This is a genomic window from Streptomyces sp. NPDC091209, from assembly GCF_044757755.1.
GTDB lineage: Bacteria > Actinomycetota > Actinomycetes > Streptomycetales > Streptomycetaceae > Streptomyces.
Genome location: NZ_JBIVVR010000010.1, coordinates 18574 through 36825, shown reverse-complemented (window position 1 = coordinate 36825; position 18252 = coordinate 18574). Strand labels below are relative to the sequence as shown.

At 70.5% G+C, this 18252-nt stretch carries 14 protein-coding genes; 6 read left to right on the top strand and 8 right to left on the bottom strand.

The features are described from left to right. Window positions 1-43: 43 nt before the first annotated feature. Together ACIQRL_RS27465 and ACIQRL_RS27460 are read right to left on the bottom strand one after the other, a co-directional pair. Entirely contained in the window at window positions 44-256 is a 213-nt protein-coding gene (locus tag ACIQRL_RS27465; RefSeq protein ID WP_401336524.1) for a DUF397 domain-containing protein, read from the bottom strand. After that, entirely contained in the window at window positions 253-1083 is an 831-nt protein-coding gene (locus ACIQRL_RS27460) for a helix-turn-helix domain-containing protein (RefSeq protein WP_401336521.1), read from the bottom strand. Before ACIQRL_RS27460 ends, ACIQRL_RS27465 begins: the two co-directional genes overlap by 4 nt. Before the next feature lie 240 nt (window positions 1084-1323). Between ACIQRL_RS27460 and ACIQRL_RS27455 the strand changes: the two genes are divergently transcribed. Then, window positions 1324-1737, top strand: coding sequence for an ATP-binding protein (locus ACIQRL_RS27455; RefSeq protein ID WP_401336518.1), 414 nt, complete (start codon window positions 1324-1326; stop codon window positions 1735-1737). On the opposite strand, the gene pflA is transcribed toward ACIQRL_RS27455, so the two are convergent. The 3 genes from pflA to adhE all read right to left on the bottom strand — a co-directional run bounded on the left by pflA (window position 1709) and on the right by adhE (window position 7620). Further along, window positions 1709-2533: a pyruvate formate-lyase-activating protein gene (gene pflA / locus ACIQRL_RS27450; RefSeq protein ID WP_401336515.1), complete on the bottom strand. Its 825-nt coding sequence runs from the start codon at window positions 2531-2533 to the stop codon at window positions 1709-1711. The genes ACIQRL_RS27455 and pflA overlap by 29 nt on opposite strands. 70 nt (window positions 2534-2603) lie before the next feature. Further along, complete coding sequence (gene pflB, locus ACIQRL_RS27445) at window positions 2604-4868, bottom strand: formate C-acetyltransferase (RefSeq protein WP_401336513.1); 2265 nt, start codon at window positions 4866-4868, stop codon at window positions 2604-2606. Between the two features lie 52 nt (window positions 4869-4920). Beyond that, complete coding sequence (adhE, locus tag ACIQRL_RS27440; protein ID WP_401336510.1) at window positions 4921-7620, bottom strand: bifunctional acetaldehyde-CoA/alcohol dehydrogenase; 2700 nt, start codon at window positions 7618-7620, stop codon at window positions 4921-4923. Between the two features lie 475 nt (window positions 7621-8095). On the opposite strand from adhE, the gene ACIQRL_RS27435 reads away from it, so the two are divergent. Together ACIQRL_RS27435 and ACIQRL_RS27430 are read left to right on the top strand one after the other, a co-directional pair. Continuing rightward, window positions 8096-8851 carry a thioesterase II family protein gene (locus tag ACIQRL_RS27435; RefSeq protein WP_401337023.1) on the top strand — a complete coding sequence of 252 codons (756 nt, stop codon included), beginning with the start codon at window positions 8096-8098 and terminating at the stop codon, window positions 8849-8851. A gap of 294 nt (window positions 8852-9145) precedes the next feature. Beyond that, window positions 9146-12004, top strand: a complete 2859-nt coding sequence (locus ACIQRL_RS27430) for an AAA family ATPase (RefSeq protein ID WP_401336508.1) — start codon at window positions 9146-9148, stop codon at window positions 12002-12004. Between the two features lie 124 nt (window positions 12005-12128). Here ACIQRL_RS27430 and ACIQRL_RS27425 read toward each other — a convergent pair whose 3' ends face one another. After that, the gene (locus tag ACIQRL_RS27425) at window positions 12129-12764 is read right to left on the bottom strand and encodes a response regulator (RefSeq protein WP_401336505.1); all 636 of its coding nucleotides are present in this window, start codon (window positions 12762-12764) and stop codon (window positions 12129-12131) included. After that, window positions 12754-14049, bottom strand: coding sequence for a sensor histidine kinase (locus ACIQRL_RS27420; RefSeq protein WP_401336502.1), 1296 nt, complete (start codon window positions 14047-14049; stop codon window positions 12754-12756). The genes ACIQRL_RS27425 and ACIQRL_RS27420 overlap by 11 nt, the downstream gene beginning before the upstream one ends. Window positions 14050-14285: 236 nt before the next feature. On the opposite strand from ACIQRL_RS27420, the gene ACIQRL_RS27415 reads away from it, so the two are divergent. The 3 genes from ACIQRL_RS27415 to ACIQRL_RS27405 are packed head-to-tail and all read left to right on the top strand — an operon-like array spanning window position 14286 to window position 16949. After that, window positions 14286-14840 (top strand): hypothetical protein, encoded by a 555-nt coding sequence (locus ACIQRL_RS27415; RefSeq protein WP_401336499.1) that lies wholly within the window; start codon window positions 14286-14288, stop codon window positions 14838-14840. 58 nt (window positions 14841-14898) lie between these two features. Continuing rightward, the gene (locus ACIQRL_RS27410) at window positions 14899-15399 is read left to right on the top strand and encodes a PH domain-containing protein (RefSeq protein WP_401336497.1); all 501 of its coding nucleotides are present in this window, start codon (window positions 14899-14901) and stop codon (window positions 15397-15399) included. Then, window positions 15396-16949, top strand: coding sequence for a PH domain-containing protein (locus ACIQRL_RS27405; protein ID WP_401336494.1), 1554 nt, complete (start codon window positions 15396-15398; stop codon window positions 16947-16949). Before ACIQRL_RS27410 ends, ACIQRL_RS27405 begins: the two co-directional genes overlap by 4 nt. A 147-nt stretch (window positions 16950-17096) precedes the next feature. On the opposite strand, the gene ACIQRL_RS27400 is transcribed toward ACIQRL_RS27405, so the two are convergent. After that, entirely contained in the window at window positions 17097-18215 is a 1119-nt protein-coding gene (locus tag ACIQRL_RS27400; RefSeq protein ID WP_401336492.1) for a nucleotide disphospho-sugar-binding domain-containing protein, read from the bottom strand. Window positions 18216-18252 lie beyond the last annotated feature (37 nt).

Sequence of the window (18252 nt, the reverse complement as noted above, 5' to 3'; positions counted from 1 at the left end):
TGGGTGACCACTCCAAGCGTGACTGGATCCGTCGCGCGACGCCTCAGACGGTGTGCCGGGCCGCGAAGCCGACGAACTCGGTCCAGGCGTGGTGGCCGAGGCTCACCATGGGGCCCGCCGTGTCCTTCGAGTCGCGTACGTGGGTGACGCCCATCCAGGGGGCTGCTTCGAGGCACTCGCCGCCGTTGCCCGCGCTGTAACTGCTCTTGAACCAAGCCAGGTTGTCGCTGTCCGGCCTGACCGCTGCCCCGCTCATCTCTCTCCCAACAGCTTCTCGATCAACGAGAGCGATTCAGCCGGCGTGAGTGCCTGTGCACGGAGACTCCCGTACGCGGCCTCGACTTCCCGGACCTTCCCACGCTCCGTATGGACGCGGCTGTCACCTTGGACCTCCGTATAGGCGATCCTCCGCCCATCCACTGTCTCCATCAAGGTGAACGGGCCCGCCAGTCCTGCGTGTTCCACGCGGGTCAGGGGCATCACCTGAATCTCGACGTTCCGTCTCGCTCCTGTCAGGAGGAAGTGTTCCAACTGGCCACGCCAGACTCCCTCCCCGCCAAGAGGGCGGTGAAGCACTGCCTCCTCGATCACGAAGGTCAAGTGAGGCGCCGGACGCCTGACGAAGATCTCGTGCCTCGCCAGCCGTGCGGCCACTCGCTGTTCGATGACCGCTTCGTCCAGCAGCGGCCGCCACATGACAAAGACCGCCCGCGCGTATTCTTCCGTCTGCAACAACCCTGGTGCGGCCTGGGTTGCGTAGACGTGCAGTTCAACGGCTTGGGCCTCCAAGCTCGCCGCGTCCCGGAAGAACGCCGGATACTGCGCCCGGGCCACTTCCTCCTTCCCGGCCGCCAACACCCCGCCCGCGTCCAGTACTTCATCGGTCCGGTCGATGAACCTGGGTGGCGGGATACGCCTTCCCTGCTCGAAGGAGGCGATCGTCGACGCCGAGTACCCGGTCCGGGACCCCAGTTCCGCCCGGTCGAGCCCCGCCCGCTCACGGAACAGCTTCAACTGCCGCCCGAACACGTGCAGGATGCCCGCCCCGGACTCGTACTCATCCTCCGCCCGCCGCTCCTCCACGCCCGGCACCTCCCGTACGCACCGCCGATGGAACCGCTCCCGCGACCAACGCGCCGCGGGGCAGGCCGGTCACGCCCCACACCGCGTACAACCGCTCAGCCGTCACGTACAACGGGTGCCGGTCCGCGCGTCGTGCCTGTTCAAAGCTGCGCACGGGCCGCGACCGTTCTCCCCATGAAGCCGGAAATTCCCCCACACAGGCATCTGCCGCAACGCACCGTGGCCGAACGGGAGTTCGCGATGCGGTTCACATCGACCCCACGCGGCGCACGACTCGCCCGCCGGCTCGTCTCGCACCGCCTGAACGAGTGGGGCCATCCGTACACGTCACCGGCCAACGAGACGGTCACCCTGATCACGGCCGAACTCGCCGCGAACGCCGTCCGGCACGGTCATGTCCCCGGCCGCGACTTCCACCTCCGGCTCGCCGCGACCGACCGTGTCCTGCGGGTCGAGGTCACCGACACGCGGGCCGGGAGACGGCCGGTCCCGGCGGCGCCGTACCCGGCCGGGGAATCCGGGCGCGGTCTGCTCCTCGTCGACGCCCTGGCCGACGACTGGGGGGTCGCCCCGCGCCCCGCCGCCCCCGGCAAGACCGTATGGGCGGAGGTGCGCCTCCCCGCGTTCACACCGCCTTCAAGCCGTACGCCGTGAACTCGGAGCGGGCCCTGGTTACCTGGGCGGCGGTCGGGGTGGGGGTGTCGGCGAGGGTGAACTCCTTTCCCAGTTGCTCCCACTTGGCGGCGCCGAGTTTGTGGAAGGGCAGGACGTCGACGCGGGTGACGTTGCCCAGGGACGCGGCGAAGGAGGCGACGCCCGCGACGTTCTCGGTGGCGTCGGTCAGGCCCGGGACCAGGACGAAGCGGACCCATATCTCCTTGCCCAGCTCGGCCAGGCGGCGGGCGAACGCCAGCGTGGGTTCCAGTTGCCGCCCGGTGAGGTGCAGGTAGAGCTCGCGGTCCCAGGACTTGATGTCGAGCAGCACCAGGTCGACGGCGGCCAGCAGTGCGTCGGAGGCGCGGGCGCCGAGGAAGCCGGAGGTGTCCAGAGCGGTGTGCAGGCCCAGCACGTCGTGGCAGCGGTGGAGGATCTCCCCGGTGAAGTCCGGCTGCAGGAGCGGTTCGCCGCCGCTGATGGTGAAGCCGCCGCCCGCGGCACGGATGAACGGGACGTACTTGCCCGCCTCCTCGACGACCGTGTCGGCCGTGGTGCGCCTGCCGTTGCGCATCCGCATGGTGTCGGGGTTGTGGCAGTACAGGCAGGCCAGCGGGCAGCCGGCGAGGAAGACGACGAAGCGGGTGCCGGGGCCGTCCACGCCCGTGGACAGGTCCCACGAGTGCACCGAGCCGCTGATCGGGCCGTCGCCCCGCAGCGCGGCCGCCTGTTCGGCGGGGCTGTCGGTGCTCACGGGGATGAGGGGCAGCAGCTCGCCCGGATGGATCAGGGTCATGACGGAGCCTCCCGGTGTCCTGCCCGAGGAGCGTGCCCGCCGCGGCGGGCACGCCCCCGGTCGGTGACGGCTACAGCGAGCCGTGGAAGGTGCGGCCCAGCACGTCGAGCTGCTGCTCGCGCGTCAGCCGCACGAAGTTGACCGCGTAGCCGCTGACGCGGACGGTCAACTGGGGGTAGTTCTCCGGGTGTTCCATGGCGTCCAGCAGGGTGTCGCGGTTGAGCACGTTGACGTTCATGTGGAAGCCCTGGCAGGTGACGAAGCCGTCCAGGACACCCGCGAGGTTGCGGATGCGGTCCTCCGGGCTGCGCCCCAGCGCGTCGGGGGTGATGGTGTTGGTGAGGGAGACCCCGTCCTCCGCCTGCTCGTAGGGGAGTTTGGCGACCGACAGCGCGCTGGCGACGTAGCCGTGGGTGTCGCGGCCGTTCATCGGGTTGGCGCCCGGAGAGAACGGCTCGCCGGCGCGGCGGCCGTCGGGGGTGTTGCCGGTCTTCTTGCCGTAGACCACGTTGGAGGTGATCGTCAGTACCGACTGGGTGTGCTCGGCCCCCCGGTAGGTGGGGTGCTTGCGCACCTTGCGCATGAACTCCTCGACCAGCCACACCGCGATCGCGTCGACCCGCTCGTCGTTGTTCCCGTACGCGGGATACTCGCCCTCGATGCGGTAGTCCACGGCCAGCCCGGTCTCGTCCCGGACCGGCGTGACCCGGGCGTACTTCACCGCCGAGAGGGAGTCCGCGGCCACCGCGAGACCCGCGATGCCGCACGCCATGGTGCGCCGGATGTCACGGTCGTGCAGCGCCATCTCCAGCCGCTCGTAGGCGTACTTGTCGTGCATGTAGTGGATGACGTTGAGGGCGTGGACGTAGGTCTCGGCGAGCCACTCCATCTGCTGGTCGAGGCGGGCCAGCACCTCGTCGTAGTCCAGCACATCGGCGGTGATCGCCCCGGTGGACGGGCCGACCTGGGCGCCGGAGATCTCGTCCCGGCCGCCGTTGATGCCGTACAGCAGGGTCTTGGCGAGGTTGACGCGGGCGCCGAAGAACTGCATCTGCTTGCCCACCTCCATCGCCGAGACACAGCAGGCGATGGCGGTGTCGTCGCCGAAGCGCGGGCGCATCAGTTCGTCGGACTCGTACTGCAGGCTGGAGGTGTCGATGGAGACCTGGGCGCAGAACTCCTTGAAGCCCTGCGGCAGCGCCGGCGACCAGAAGACCGTCATGTTGGGCTCGGGCGCCGGGCCCAGGTTGTAGAGGGTCTGCAGGTAGCGGAAGGACGTGCGGGTGACCAGGGTGCGCCCGTCCGAGCCGATGCCGCCGATGGACTCCGTCACCCAGGTCGGGTCGCCGGAGAACAGCTCGTCGTACTCCGGGGTGCGCAGGAACCGTACGATGCGCAGCTTGATGATGAAGTCGTCGATCAGTTCCTGCGCCGCGCTCTCGTCGAGGATCCCCGCGTCGACGTCGCGCTGGAGGTAGACGTCGAGGAAGGTGGAGGTGCGGCCGAGCGACATCGCCGCGCCGTTCTGCTCCTTCACCGCCGCGAGGTAGGCGAAGTACAGCCACTGCACGGCCTCCCGGCCGCTGGTCGCCGGGCCGGAGATGTCGTACCCGTAGGAGGCGGCCATCTCCTTCAGCTCGCCCAGCGCCCGGATCTGCTCGGCGGTCTCCTCGCGCTCGCGGATCACCTCCTCCAGCCGGGACGCGTCGTGCGGCAGGGCGTCCAGGCCGGCCTTCTCCTCCTGTTTGACCTCGATCAGCCGGTCCACGCCGTACAGCGGGACCCGGCGGTAGTCGCCGATGATCCGGCCCCGGCCGTAGGCGTCCGGCAGGCCGGTCACGATCCCGGCCTTGCGGGCGGCCCGGATGGCCGGGGTGTAGGCGTCGAACACCCCGGCGTTGTGGGTCTTGCGGTACTGGGTGAACACCTTCTCCAGCTCGGGGGAGACGGGGTAGCCGTAGGTCTGCAGCGCCCCGGCCACCATCCGCCAGCCGCCGAAGGGCATGATCGCCCGCTTGAGCGGGGCGTCGGTCTGCAGGCCGACGATCAGGTCCCGGTCGCGGTCGATCCAGCCCGGCGGGTGCGCGGTGATGGTCGACGGGACGTCGTACGACACGTCCAGGACGCCCTTGGCGCGCTCCTCGGGGAAGAGGTCGGTGATCTTCTTCCATACCGCCGTGGTGCGTTCGGTGGGGCCGGCCAGGAAGGAGTTGTCACCCTCGTACGGGGTGTAGTTCTGCTGGATGAAGTCCCGAACGTTGATCTCGTCCCGCCACAGACCTCCCCTGAACCCGTTCCAGGCGCTGCGGACGGGCCGCTGCTGCTGCGTGGTCATCGGTGCACGACTCCTTCGCGGTCGATCGGTCGGTGTCGCGTCGGCCCCGGGCTCACACCGGGTCGCCGTAGTAGGCGCGGCGCATCAGTTCCTGCATGTCGGCCAGCATCGGCAGCCGCGGGTTGGCGGGCGCGCACTGGTCCTCGTAGGCGTACATCGCCTGCTCGGGCAGGGCGTCCAGGAAGGCCGCCTCGTCGATCCCGGCGTCCTTGAACGACCGCGGGATGCCGACCCGTTCGCGCAGCTCCTCCACCGCGTGGGCGAGGGACTCCACGCCCTCCTCCGGGGTGTCGGCGGCCAGGCCCAGCATCCGGGCGACGTCCTGGTAGCGCTCGGGCGCGATGTACCTGTGGTACTTCGGCCAGCTCGTGACCTTGGTGGGCGCCGATCCGTTGTAGCGGATCACGTGCGGCAGCAGCAGCGCGTTGGTGCGGCCGTGGGCGACGTGGAACGTGGCGCCCAGGGTGTGCGCCATGGCGTGCACCACGCCGAGGAACGCCGATCCGAAGGCCATGCCGGCGATGGTGCCGGCGTTGTGCATGCGTTCCCGCGCGACCGGATTGTTCGGCCCCTCCAGCACGGCCTGTTCCAGGTTGTCGTAGATCAGCCGGATGCCCTGCAGCGCCAGTCCGTCGGTGAAGTCGTTGGCGTACACCGAGACGTAGGTCTCCAGGCAGTGGGTGAGCGCGTCGAAGCCGGAGTCCGCGGTGATGTCCCTGGGCAGGTTGGCGGTGAGTGCCGGGTCGCAGATGGCGACGCTCGGGGTGAGCGCGTAGTCGGCCAGCGGGTACTTCTGGCCGGTCTCGGTGTCGGTGATGACGGCGAACGGGGTGACCTCGCTGCCGGTGCCCGAGGTGGTGGGGATGCACACCAGATCGGCCTTGACACCCAGTTCGGGGAAGGTGAAGGCGCGCTTGCGGATGTCGAAGAACTTCTCCTTCAGATCCGCGAACTCCACCTCCGGGTGCTCGTACATCAGCCACATCACCTTGGCGGCGTCCATCGGCGAGCCGCCGCCGAGCGCGACGATGGTGTCCGGCTCGAAGTGGCGCATCAGCTCGGCGCCCCTGCGCACGGTGTCGATGCTCGGGTTGGGCTCGACGTTGTCGATCACCCGGACCTCCGCGTGCTCAGCGCGCCGCTGCAGGACATTGCGGATCCGCTCCAGATGGCCGATCTCCACCATCGTCTTGTCGGTGACGACGACGACCCGGCGGCCGCCGCGCATGTCGGCGAGGTACTTGATGGAGTCGCGCTCGAAGAAGATCTTCGGCGGGATCTTGAACCACTGCATGTTGTTGTTCCGCCGCCCGATCCGCTTGATGTTGATCAGGTTGAGCGCGGTGACGTTGCCGGAGACCGAGTTGCTGCCGTACGAGCCGCAGCCCAGGGTCAGCGACGGCATGAACGCGTTGTAGACGTCGCCGATACCGCCCTGCGAGGTGGGCGCGTTCCAGATCACCCGGCAGGCCTTGACCGCGTGCCCGTACTCCTCGGCGAAGGCCGCGTCCTCGGTGTGCACGGCGGCCGAGTGGCCCAGGCCGTTGAACTCGACCATCTCGGTGGCCAGCCGCACCCCGTCGGCCCGGCTGTCCACGGTCAGCATCGCCAGCACCGGGCAGAGCTTCTCCCTGGTCAGCGGCTCGTCCACGCCGACCTCGGAGACCTCGACCAGGATCACCGAGGTGTCCTGCGGTACCTCGAAGCCGGCGCCCTCGGCGATGGCGACCGAGCTCTGGCCGACGATGTCGGCGTTCAGCCGGGCGCCCGCGCAGTTCCGGCCGCCCTGCTGCTCGGCGCCGACCCCGAACAGGTACGCCTCCAGCAGTTCCTTCTCGTGGTCGTTGACGGTGTAGGCCTTGAGCTTGCGGAACTCCGTGATCGCCGCGTCACGGATCTCCCGGTCCAGGATCACCGCCTGCTCCGAGGCGCACACCATTCCGTAGTCGTAAGTCTTGGACAGCACCACGTCGTTGATCGCGCGCCGCACGTCGGCGCTCTTCTCGATGTACGCGGGCACATTGCCGGCCCCGACACCGAGAGCGGGCTTGCCACAGCTGTAGGCGGCGCGGACCATCGCGTTGCCGCCGGTGGCCAGGATCGTCGCCACCCCGGGGTGGTGCATCAGGGCGCTGGTGGCCTCCTTGGAGGGCTGTTCGATCCACTGCACGCAGTTTTCGGGGGCGCCCGCCCGTACCGCCGCGTCCCGGACGATCCGGGCCGCCTCTGCGGAGCAGCGCTGGGCGGCCGGGTGGAAGCCGAAGACGATCGGGTTGCGGGTCTTCAGCGCCATCAGCGCCTTGAAGATGGTGGTGGAGGTGGGGTTGGTGACGGGAGTGACGCCCGCGATCACCCCGACGGGCTCGGCGATCTCCACGATCCCGTCGATGTCGTCGCGGCGGATCACCCCGACGGTTTTCACGCCCTTCATGGAGTGGGTGACGTTCTCGCAGGCGAAGATGTTCTTGACGGCCTTGTCCTCGAAGACACCGCGGCCGGTCTCCTCGACCGCCATCACGGCGAGCCCGGTGTGCTCGGCGAGGGCGGCCAGGCTGGCCTTCTTCACTATGTGGTCGATCTGTTCCTGGGTGTAGTCGGCGTACTGGCCCAATGCCTCCAGACCGCCTGCGACCAGTTCGTCGACGGCCTGCTCGACCCCGGGTGGTCCGGAACGGGAGGCGGAGGCGGGAGAGGCGGTGGCCGGGGTGGCCCCGGAAGCGGGCTGTGTGTCCTTCTTGCGGCGGTTGGTCATCGGATCACTCTTCGGTCGAGACGTGCCGAAACCGCCGGGCTTTTACGGCTCCGGTGTCCTTCCACCCTCCCACCGCGCGCCGGATCGTGCAGACGAGCGATCCGTCGACGCCCTCGTCGGACTCGCCTCCGGCGTGAGGTGCTGTGCGGGAGGTTCACTCCGCGCCCTTAAATCATGGGTAAAGAAATCGGGCCACCGGTGAACCGGCCGTGTTTTTTGTTTTCGGGTGGTGACCGTAGGGGTGTACTGGGCTCAACGCGCGCGTCCGGACGGCTTCTCGGGGTGGTCCGGGCGGGCGAACACCTGGTCAGAATGGTGGAACTGGTGGTTCCAGCTAAAGGGGTGAGTAGGGGTACTCCCGGCTTTGTCGGCTCTGCTAGACATGACCTTGCCCGTAGCGCGTGCGAAGACGGAACAAGGGTTCGAGTCAAGAGAGCGCGCTGCATCTGGGGCCAGAACAGGGGGTTTCAATCCGTTGATTGAAAAGCAAAACACCAGTCGTTGGGTTCGCCGTTACCATGCTTCGGACGAAAGCCCGATCCAGCTGGTCTGCCTGCCGCACGCGGGCGGGTCGGCCTCTTTCTACTTCCCGATGTCGCAGGCCCTGGCGCCCGCCGTGGACGTGCTCTGCGTGCAGTACCCGGGCCGCCAGGACCGCCGCGACGAGCCGGGTATCACCGACATCGGCGCCTACGCCGACGCGTTGACCAGGCAGATCCGCCCCTGGGCCGACCGGCCGCTGGCCTTCTTCGGGCACAGCATGGGCGCCGTGCTGGCCTTCGAGGTGACCCGCAGGCTGGAGCGCGACCACGGGGTCACCCCGGTGCGGATCTTCGCCTCCGGCCGCCGCTCGCCCGCCAGTCACCGGCACGAGACCGTGCACCTGCGCGACGACGACGGCGTTGTCGCGGAAATGCGGGAACTCAGCGGAACCGACGGGCGGATCCTCGGCGACGAGGAAATCCTCCGCATGGTGCTGCCCGCGATCCGCACCGACTACACCGCGATCGAGAACTATCGCGCGTCGGCCGAGGACTCGGTCCGCGCACCCGTCACCGTACTGACCGGGGACGCCGATCCGCGCACCAGTTCGGAGGAGGCGGAAGCCTGGGCGGCACACACGTCCGGCGCGTTCGATATCCATCGTTTCCCGGGTGGCCACTTCTTCTTGGCGAACCATCAGGAGCAGATCCTCAAGATTGTCTCCGAGGAACTCACCGCCGTCCGTTGAAAATCGGACGGAAATTCGAGCACGTACAATAACGGCAGCGGCCGGGGTGACCACCCCGGCCCGGCCCCCGCCGGAATACGCACCGGCGCCGGGGCCCAGTACGTCGCCCGGCCCCCGGCCGAACGGCGACGATCCAACGGGGCGGGTCGCTGAGTCGACCCGGGCAGCGTGACTCGCGCTGCCCACACGCCCCCTTGGCGCACCGGCCGCGCGATGCGGCGCCCTGACCAGGCGTCCGCCGTGCCGGTCGCGCAGTCCTGAGGAATGCCATGCGTAACGGGGGAAGGAAAGCCAGTGGCGGCTAGGCTCGTCGAGCGGGAAAAGCAACTGGAGACATTGAGGGAACTGCTCGGCAGCGCCGGCAGAGGGCGCGGGCGCGTCGCCGTCATCAGCGGCGTGGTCGCCGGCGGAAAGACAAGTCTGCTGGAGGGATTCACCCAGGAAGCCATCACCGCCGGCGCACTGGTCCTGGAGGCCGCCGGATCCCGCGCCGAACGCTATCTGCCGTTCGGCATCCTGCGCCGGATCCTCGACGCCGCCGCCCCCCACGCGCCCGACGTCCACGCCTACGCGGTCTCCCTGCTGGACCAGGTTCCCTCCGACATCGCCGACGCCGACTGCGCCATGGACGCCGGCATGGCCGTGCTGCCGCACCTGTCCACCGCGCTGCTGCAGATCGCCCGGGACCGCACCGTGGTCATCGCCGTCGACGACGTGCACCACGGCGACGACGTCTCCCTCGCCTTCCTGCTCTGCCTCGCCCGCCGGGTGCGCCAGGCCGGAGTCCTCATCGTGCTGACCGCCGCCGCCCGGCTCGGGCCCGCCCAACTCGCCTTCCACGCCGAGCTCCAGCGCCAGCCCAACTGCACCGGCCTGCGGCTGCCGCTCCTCACCGCCGAGGGCACCGGGCGGGTGCTGGCCGACCACTTCTCGCCCGCCGCCGCCCAGCGGCTGGCCGCCGAGTGCCAGGAGACCACGGGCGGCAACCCGCTGCTGGTCGGAGCGCTCATCGAGGACGGACTGCGCGCGCGGGAGACCAGCGAACCCTTCCAGCGACTGGCCCCCGCCGAGACCTTCGAGCGGGCCGTCATGGACTGCCTGTACCGGGGCGACCCCGAACTCCTCGCCGTCGCCCGCGCCGTCGCCGTCCTCGGCGACTCCGGATCCACGCATCTGCTCAGCCAGGTCGCCGGCCTGCACGTGAAGGCCACCGAACAGGCGCTGCGGGACCTGGGCGGATGCGGGCTGCTGCACGGCGCCGCCTTCCGGGACCCGGCCGCGCGGGACGCGGTGTTCGAAGCCCTGCCGCCCGGTGCCCTGTCGGCCCTGCACCAGCGCGCCGCCCGGCTGCTGCACCAGGAGGGCGCTGCCGCCCTCGACGTGGCCCGCCACCTGCTCGCCGCCCGTCGCACCGGCGAGGAGTGGGCGATCCCCGTGCTGCAGGAGGCCGCCGAGTACGCCCTCGTCGGAGACGAGCGCGAACTGGCGCTCCAGTGCGGCGAGCTGGCGGTCGCCTCCTGCCCCGAGGGCCCCCGCCACGCGGCCCTGAACTCCCGGCTGGTGAGCATCGTGTGGCGCAGCAGCCCGGCGGCGGCCGAGAGCCATCTGCGCCAGCTCGCACGCGAGCTGGCCGACGGACTGCTCACCGACCGCGACCTCGTCCAGACCGTCTCCTGCCTGGTGTGGATGGGGGAGGCGCGCCGCGCCGGCGAGGCCGTGCGACACCTGCAGGCCTCGGGCCGAGAGGCCGTGGCCGCCGGACGGCTCCCGGTGTACGACCCGGGCACCCTCGCCTCCGCCCGCAGCTGGCTCTCCATGATCAGCCCCCCGCTCAGGGACACCGACGCCGCACAGGCCGCCCCGACCACGCCGTCGGGAGCCCGCGCCGCCGACGCGATCCCCTACGACATGCCGGACAACGCCCACGTCCAGGCCGCCGACGCCATGCGCACCGCGCTGCGCGGCACCGAGCACGCCGAGGCGACCGTCGCCGAGACCACCCGGGTGCTCCAGCGCTACCCGCTCAGCGACCGCACCCTCCAGCCCCTCGTCTTCGCGCTGCTCGCCCTGGTCTACGCGGGTCGCCCCGACCTCGCCCTTGCCTGGTGCGAACGGCTGCTGGGGGAGTGCTCCGCCCGCAACGCCCCCACCTGGCAGGCCGCGCTCAGCGCGGTGCGCGCCGAGATCTCGCTGCGCCAGGGCGATCTGCCGGGCGCCGCCGCCCAGGCACGGCACGCCATGTCGCTGATCTCCCCGCAGAGTTGGGGCGTCAGCGTCGCCCTGCCACTGTCGACCCTCGTCGAGGCGGAGACCCATATGGGCAACCACGAGGAGGCCCGGAGCCTGCTCGAACAACCCGTACCCGAGGCCATGTTCGACACTCTGCTCGGCCTGCACTACCTGCGCGCCCGGGGCCGCAGCCACCTCGCCACCGGCCGCTACCACGCCGCCCTGCGCGACTTCCTCAACTGCGGTGAGCTGATGCAGTCCTGGCAGGTGGACGCGGCCGAACTCGTGCCGTGGCGGCTGGACGCCGCCGAGGCATGGCTCGCCCTGGGCAAGCCGGCCCGCGCCAAGGAGTACACCGAGCAGCAGCAGCGCCGCGAGACCGGCACCGAGGGCAGCCGCACCCGCGGGCTGCTCCTGCTCGCCGCGGCCCGCACCGGGACCGACCTCTCCGCCCGGCTCAAGCGCCTCACCGAAGCGGTCGAGACTCTGGAGGAGGGCGGCAACAGGCTCCATCTCGCCCACGCGCTGGGCGAGTTGGGCGGTGGATACCGTGCGCTCGGCGACTTCAACCGGGCCCGGATGCTGGTGCGCAAGGCCTGGCACGTCGCCAAGTCCTGTGGTGCCGAGCCGCTGTGCCGGCAGTACATGCCGGGCCACGGCGACGGCGAGGTCCCGGTGCCCGCCGGTCCGGCCGGCGGCGAGGCGGAGCAGCCCAAGGAGGTCGAGGTCCTCTCCGAGGCCGAGGCCCGCGTCGCCCTGCTCGCCGCCCGGGGCCACACCAACCGCGAGATCGCCACCAAGCTGTACGTGACCATCTCCACCGTCGAGCAGCATCTGACGCGGATATACCGCAAGTTGAAGGTGAAGCGCCGCCGGGACCTGCCCGACCGCCTCTCGGACGTGTGCCTGCCGGGCGTCGCCTGAACAGGAGGGCGTCCGCCCGGCAGCACTTCGCCCCGCCGTGCAGCGGCAGGCATTCGCCCCGCCGTGCAGCGGCGGGGCGATCCGGGGGCGCTGCCGGGCGCTTCTCCCGCTGGAGCGGGTGCCCTCAGGACAGCAGTCCGCGCTCCAGCGCGGTGATCACCGCCGACGTCCGGTCGGAGACCCCCAGCTTCTTGAACGAGCGCAGCAGGTGCGTCTTCACCGTCGCCTCGCTGATGAACAGCCGCTTGCCGATGTCGGCGTTCGTCAGCCCCTGGCTGACCAGTTGGAGCACCTCGCGCTCGCGATCCGACACCACCGGCGGCGGCTCCGGCAGCCGGGCGCGGAACAGCTTGGGCGCCAGCGACGGTGTCAGCACCGTCTCGCCGCGCGCCGCCGCCTTCACCGCCTGCACCAGGTCGTCGCGCGAACTGCCCTTGAGGAGATAACCCGCCGCGCCCGCCTCGACCGCACGCAGGATGTCGGTGTCCGTCTCGTACGTCGTGACGATCACGACCTTGGTGGCGGGCGCGACGCGCAGGATGTGGCCGGTGGTCTCCACCCCGTCCATGCCGCCCATCTGCAGGTCAAGCAGCACGATGTCGGGTGAGGAGGCGGCGACCATGGCCACCGCCTCCTCACCCGAACCGGCCTGCCCCACCACGTCGATGCCCTCCGCGGAGCGCAGCATCGAGCTCAGGCCCTCGCGCACCACCGGATGGTCGTCGACCAGCATCACGCCGATCGTCCTGTCAGAGCTCATCGGCTTCCCCTGTTTCCTCGGCGTGCTCGGTCCGGCCCGCCCGGACGTCCTCCACGGGGACCGGGACCGTCACCTCGACGGTCGTGCCCCTGCCCGGGGCGCTGTCCGCGGTGGCGTCCCCACCGATCTCCTGGGCGCGGGTGCGCATGCCGGGCAGCCCGAACCCGCCCGTCGCGCCCGACGTCCGCTCGCCGGGCGCGAACCCGGGCCCGTCGTCGCGTACGTACAGCCGTACCGTGTCCGTCCCGTACAGCAGTCGCACCTCGGCGGAACGGGCCTTGGGGGCATGCTTGCGGATGTTGGCCACCGCCTCCTGCAGGGAGCGCAGCAGCACCACGCTGACCACCATGGGCAGTTCGCGCTCGTTGCCCTTCACGACCACCTCGGTACGCATCCCGGTCTGTGCGGTGAGCCCCTCGGCCTGCCGGCGCGCGGCCTGCACCAGCGAGGACTCCTTGAGCACCGGCGGGGTCAACGCGGTGACGAACTCCCGTGCCTCCGCCAGGGATTCGAGGGCCACCTCGCCGGCCAGGGCCAGGTGCGAGCGGGCCACCTCCGGGTCGGAGGCGAAATCCGTCTCGGCCGCTTGAACGAGGCTGATGATGCTGGTCAGACCCTGGGCGAGAGTGTCGTGGATCTCGCGGGCCAGCCGCTCGCGCTCGGCCGCGACACCCGCCTCCCGCGACAGCCGCGCCACCCGCTCGCGGTTGCGCCGCAGTTCCTCGATCAACTTCGCGCGCCCCCGGCTCTGCCGGGTCACCCGGGTGATCCACAACCCCAGCATCACCGAGAGCGCGATGCCCAGCAGCGAGGTCGGCAGGACGGCCGCGATGTCCCGGGACAGGGTGCCACCGCGCAGCCACACCACGATCACCGGCATCAGGTTCGCCAGCGTCACCACGGCGATCGCCGGGGAGGTCGCCAGACTCATCATCAGCATCGGCACCACGGCGAACAGCGCGAAGGACGACGACAGATCGAAGACGACGGCCACCGAGAACAGCACGAACAGGCCCACGGAGAAGATGACGCTGCGTCGTCCGTGGTCCTCCCCGACCTGCCGCAGCATCGCGTCCCGCCCCAAGCCCGCGTACCAGGGGACCGCCAGAGTCAACGCGGCCATCGCCACGGCCCGATGGACCTGCTCACCGACGGAGGTGAACAGCAGTACGGTGGTGACGGCGTACGACACCGCGAAGAAGGCGTCCCACAGGCCGAACCACCGGCTTCCCGCCTCGGGCGCATGGTCCGGGGTCTCTGCCGCCGCTCGGCTCTCAATGCTCACCGGACCAGTCTTATCAGCCTGATGGGGAACGGCACGAGTACGGCCGTCGGCGCCGGTGCCATCCTCCGCCCTCCACCGGTGTCCACCGGTCGGTGGACAGCCGATTCCACCGACCGGTTGTCCGTACGACCCCCTCCCGAACCATAGCGTTGCAGGTGAGAGCCACGGACGGCCACCTGACGGCCACGACGCAGGCTCACGAGCACCCACGCACCGAAGGAGGAGGGTCCACAACCATGAGCCCGTTCTTGACCGCCCTGATCGCCAGCGGGACCATCCTGACCATCATCCTCGCGACCGACCTCGGCACCCGCAAGATCACCAACATGCGGCTGCTGCGCTCGATCATCGCGGTCGCCATCGTGATCGCGCTCTTCGTCCACTCCCTGCCCATGGACGGCAACGACCCCTCGCTCCAGCTCGCCGGCATCGGTGCGGGCGTCATCTGCGGCCTGGTCGCCGCGGCGCTGCTCCCCGCCCACCGGGGCGCCGACGGCGAGATCTACACCAAGGGCGGCATCGCCTACGCGATCGCCTGGACGGTGCTGTCCGCCTCCCGCGTGCTCTTCGCCTACGGGTCCGAGCACTGGTTCACCCAGGGCATCATCAAGTTCAGCATCGACTACAAGCTGAGCGGCCAGGACGTCTACTCGAACGCCTTCGTCTTCATGGCCCTCGCCATGGTCCTCACGCGCACCGCGGTCCTGGTCGGCAAGCGCCGCCGACTGCGCGACAGCGCGGCGCCGGTGGCCGACACCGCCGACCGGCAGGAGAGTTCCGCCGCTCGCTGAGGCCACGTCACATGCCGACTGATCACGACTCCCCGTCCCAGTAAAAGGGTGAACAGCAGTGGAACGCTTGGATGATGTCAGGCTCCGGCCCCCGCGCAACCGGGTGGAAAGCCGCGCGGTCGGCTGGTGGACGCTCCAGTCGGCGGTGTTCGCCCTCCCCCTGCCGCTCACCTTCGGCATCCTCTACCTCTGCATCCCGCCCGCCAGGCCGTTCTTCGGCTGGGCGACCCTGATCTCCCTGGTGCCCGGACTCGCCTACATGCTGGTCATGCCGCTGTGGCGGTACCGGGTGCACCGCTGGGAGACCACCGACGAAGCCGTGTACGCCGCCTCCGGCTGGCTGTGGCAGCGCTGGCGGGTCGTCCCCCTCTCCCGGGTGCAGACCGTGGACACCCTGCGCGGCCCGATCCAGCAGATGTTCGGCCTGTCCGGCGTCACCGTCACGACCGCCTCCTCCTCGGGAGCCGTGAAGATCAAGGGCATCGACCACCACACCGCCCAGGAACTGGTCGAGCACCTCACCCGGACCACCCAGGCCACACCGGGAGACGCGACATGAGCCACCGTACCGAGCAGCGCACCGGCACGGCCGCGCCCCGGGCCACCGGCGACGACGGGGCCGACTGGGCCCGGCTCAGCCCCCGCCTGCTGCTGGTCAACCTCAGCATGCTGGCCGGACCGCTCGCCCTCTTCGTCGCCACCCTCGTCCTGACCGGTGCCAACCTCCAGGCGCTGATCTCGCTCGGCTCCCTGCTGACCACCTTCCTGGTGATCACCGGGATCAGCACGATGCGCCTGATCACCACCCGCTACCGGATCACCCCCGACCGCGTGGAGCTGCGCTCCGGACTGTTCTTCCGCAGCCACCGCTCGGTCCCCAACGACCGCATCCGCAGCGTCGACCGCGACGCGAAGCCGGTGCACCGGCTCTTCGGCCTCACCACGCTGCGCATCGGCACCGGCGAGCAGACCTCGTCCTCCGCCCGCAGGCTCTCCCTCGACGGCATCACCGTCCAGCAGGCCGAGGAACTGCGCCGGCTGCTGTTGGACCGCCGCGGCACCGGCGGCGCCACCGGCACCGACGAGAACCGCACCCTCATCGAGATGGACTGGGCCTGGCTGCGCTACGCGCCGCTCACCGTGTGGGGCGTCGGCACCGTCTTCATCGGCGTCGGCACCGCCTACCGCATCCTGCACGAGATGAAGGTCGACCCACTGCAGCTCGGCTTCGTCAAGGACATCGAGCACCGCTTCGGCACCGTGCCCCTGTGGTTCGGCATCCTCGTCACCGTCGTGGTCGTCCTGCTGGCCGGCATCGCCGTCTCCTACGCCACCTTCGTCGAGTCCTGGGCCAACTTCCGCCTGGAGCGCGAGCAGGACGACGTCCTGCGGGTCCGCCGCGGTCTGCTCGTCTCCCGCTCCGTCACCATGGAGGAGCGCCGGGTTCGCGGAGTCGAGCTCGCCGAGCCGATGCTGCTGCGCTGGGCCGGAGGTGCCCGCCTCAACGCCATCGCCGGCGGCCTCGGCGACAGCGACGAGAACCGCAGCCGGAGCATCCTCACCCCGCCGGTGCCGCGCGCCGAGGCACTGCGCGTGGCCGCAGCCGTCCTCGCCGAGGAGCGCTCGCCCAACGAGGCGGCCCGGCTCGTGCCGCACCCCCGGGTCGCGCTGCGACGTCGCCTCAACCGCGGCCTGATCGTGCTCGCCCTCATCGTCGCCGTCCCGCTGGGCCTGGGCCTGTGGCTCACCCAGATCCTGGTGCACACCGCCTGGATCACCGCCCTGTTCGGGCTGCCGGTGGTGTACCTGCTGGCCAGGGACGCCCATCGGTCGCTCGGCCACGCGCTGCACGACCACTACCTGGTCGTCCGCGCCGGCACCTTCACCCGCCGCACCGCCGCCCTCGAACGGGACGGCATCATCGGCTGGAACGTCACCCGCTCCTTCTTCCAGCGGCGCAACGGACTGCTCACCATCGGCGCCACCACCTCCGCGGGCCACGGCTCCTACAAGGTCCGCGACGTCCGCCTACGGGACGGTCTCCGCCTCGCCGAGGACACCGTGCCCGGGCTGCTCGCCCCGTTCATCGAACACGCGCCGCGCGGCTGAACCCACCGGACCAACTGGCGAACCCCCGAGAGGTGGAGGGGCGGCGACCTCCCCCGGGCCGCCCCTCCACCTCGCCCCCGGTTCCCCCGTACGCCGTGGGGGCGGTACCCGAGAACATCGGGTACCGCCCCCGCGGCGTACGGTCGTTCAGCCGGCCAGCGCCTCCAGCCGCGGCACCAGCGACACCGGCGACGGCATGGCGGCGATCTCCTCGCGCACCTCGCGCGCCACCGCCGCCAGCTTCTCGTCCGACAGCAGCCGGCGCAGCACCTCCACCTCCAGGTCGGCGGCCGTGCCCAGCAGTCCCGCGCCCCGGTCGCGCACGGCCTCGGCGTTGATCTGACGGTCCGCGCCGTCGGGCAGCACCAGTTGCGGGACGCCCGCGTTCAGCGCCGCCAGCGTGGTCCCGGCGCCACCGTGATGCACGGCCGCGTCACACGTCTGAAGCAGCCGAGTCAGCGGCACCCAGCCCACCACCCGTACGTTGTCGGGGAGTTCACCCAGCGCGGTGGTGTCCACCTCGCCGAGGGCCAGTACGAACTCCGCGTCCACCCCGGAGGCGGCGGCCACCAGCCGCTGGACCGGACCCAGCCCGTTGACATGCACCGAAGCGGTGCCCAGCGTCACCCCGATCCGGCGCCGCCCCGGCTCGTCCAGCAGCCAGTCCGGCAGCACCGCACCGCTGTTGTACGGCACCGGACGCATCGACCAGCCGTCCCGCTCCGGCTCCACCATGCTCGGCGGCGCGATGTCGATGACCGGCACCCGCTCGGCCACCTTCGCCACCCCGTGCCGGGCCATCGTCTCGCCCAGCATCGACACCGTCAGCTCGCGCAGCTCGGTGCCGCGCGCGAACCCGAAGTTGTGCTGCACCGCCGGAACACCCAGCCGCTCGGCGGCCATCAGACCCGCGACGAAGATCTGCTCGAAGACCACCAGGTCCGGCCCGAAGCGGTCGGCGACGCGGACGATCCCGTCCGCCAGCGACTCGTTGAGATGCTGGAACAGGCGCAGCCCGTCCATCGGGTCCACCCCGTCGGGCCCGCGCAACCGGGCCATCAATTCCGCGACCGTGGACTGCAGGAAGCCCTCCAGCTCGAAGCCGGGGTGGACGTCGGCGACGTGCAGACCCGCGTCCGCGGCCTTCAGCGCGTCGCCCGCGCTGGCCACCAGCACCTCGTGCCCGGCCGAGCGCAGTGCCCAGGCCAGCGGAATAGTCGGAAAGACATGGCCCAGGGCCGGATACGTGACGAACAGCACGCGCATGAAAACGCGCTCCTCCCGTATGGATGACTTATTTGCC

Coding starts and splice junctions, on each gene's coding strand:
- ACIQRL_RS27405 (WP_401336494.1), top strand. CDS start 15,396: ATGAGCCACCGTACCGAGCAGCGCACCGGCACGGCCGCGCCCCGGGCC.
- ACIQRL_RS27415 (WP_401336499.1), top strand. CDS start 14,286: ATGAGCCCGTTCTTGACCGCCCTGATCGCCAGCGGGACCATCCTGACC.
- pflB (WP_401336513.1), bottom strand. CDS start 4,868: ATGACCACGCAGCAGCAGCGGCCCGTCCGCAGCGCCTGGAACGGGTTC.
- pflA (WP_401336515.1), bottom strand. CDS start 2,533: ATGACCCTGATCCATCCGGGCGAGCTGCTGCCCCTCATCCCCGTGAGC.
- ACIQRL_RS27455 (WP_401336518.1), top strand. CDS start 1,324: ATGCGGTTCACATCGACCCCACGCGGCGCACGACTCGCCCGCCGGCTC.
- ACIQRL_RS27400 (WP_401336492.1), bottom strand. CDS start 18,215: ATGCGCGTGCTGTTCGTCACGTATCCGGCCCTGGGCCATGTCTTTCCG.
- ACIQRL_RS27465 (WP_401336524.1), bottom strand. CDS start 256: ATGAGCGGGGCAGCGGTCAGGCCGGACAGCGACAACCTGGCTTGGTTC.
- adhE (WP_401336510.1), bottom strand. CDS start 7,620: ATGACCAACCGCCGCAAGAAGGACACACAGCCCGCTTCCGGGGCCACC.
- ACIQRL_RS27425 (WP_401336505.1), bottom strand. CDS start 12,764: ATGAGCTCTGACAGGACGATCGGCGTGATGCTGGTCGACGACCATCCG.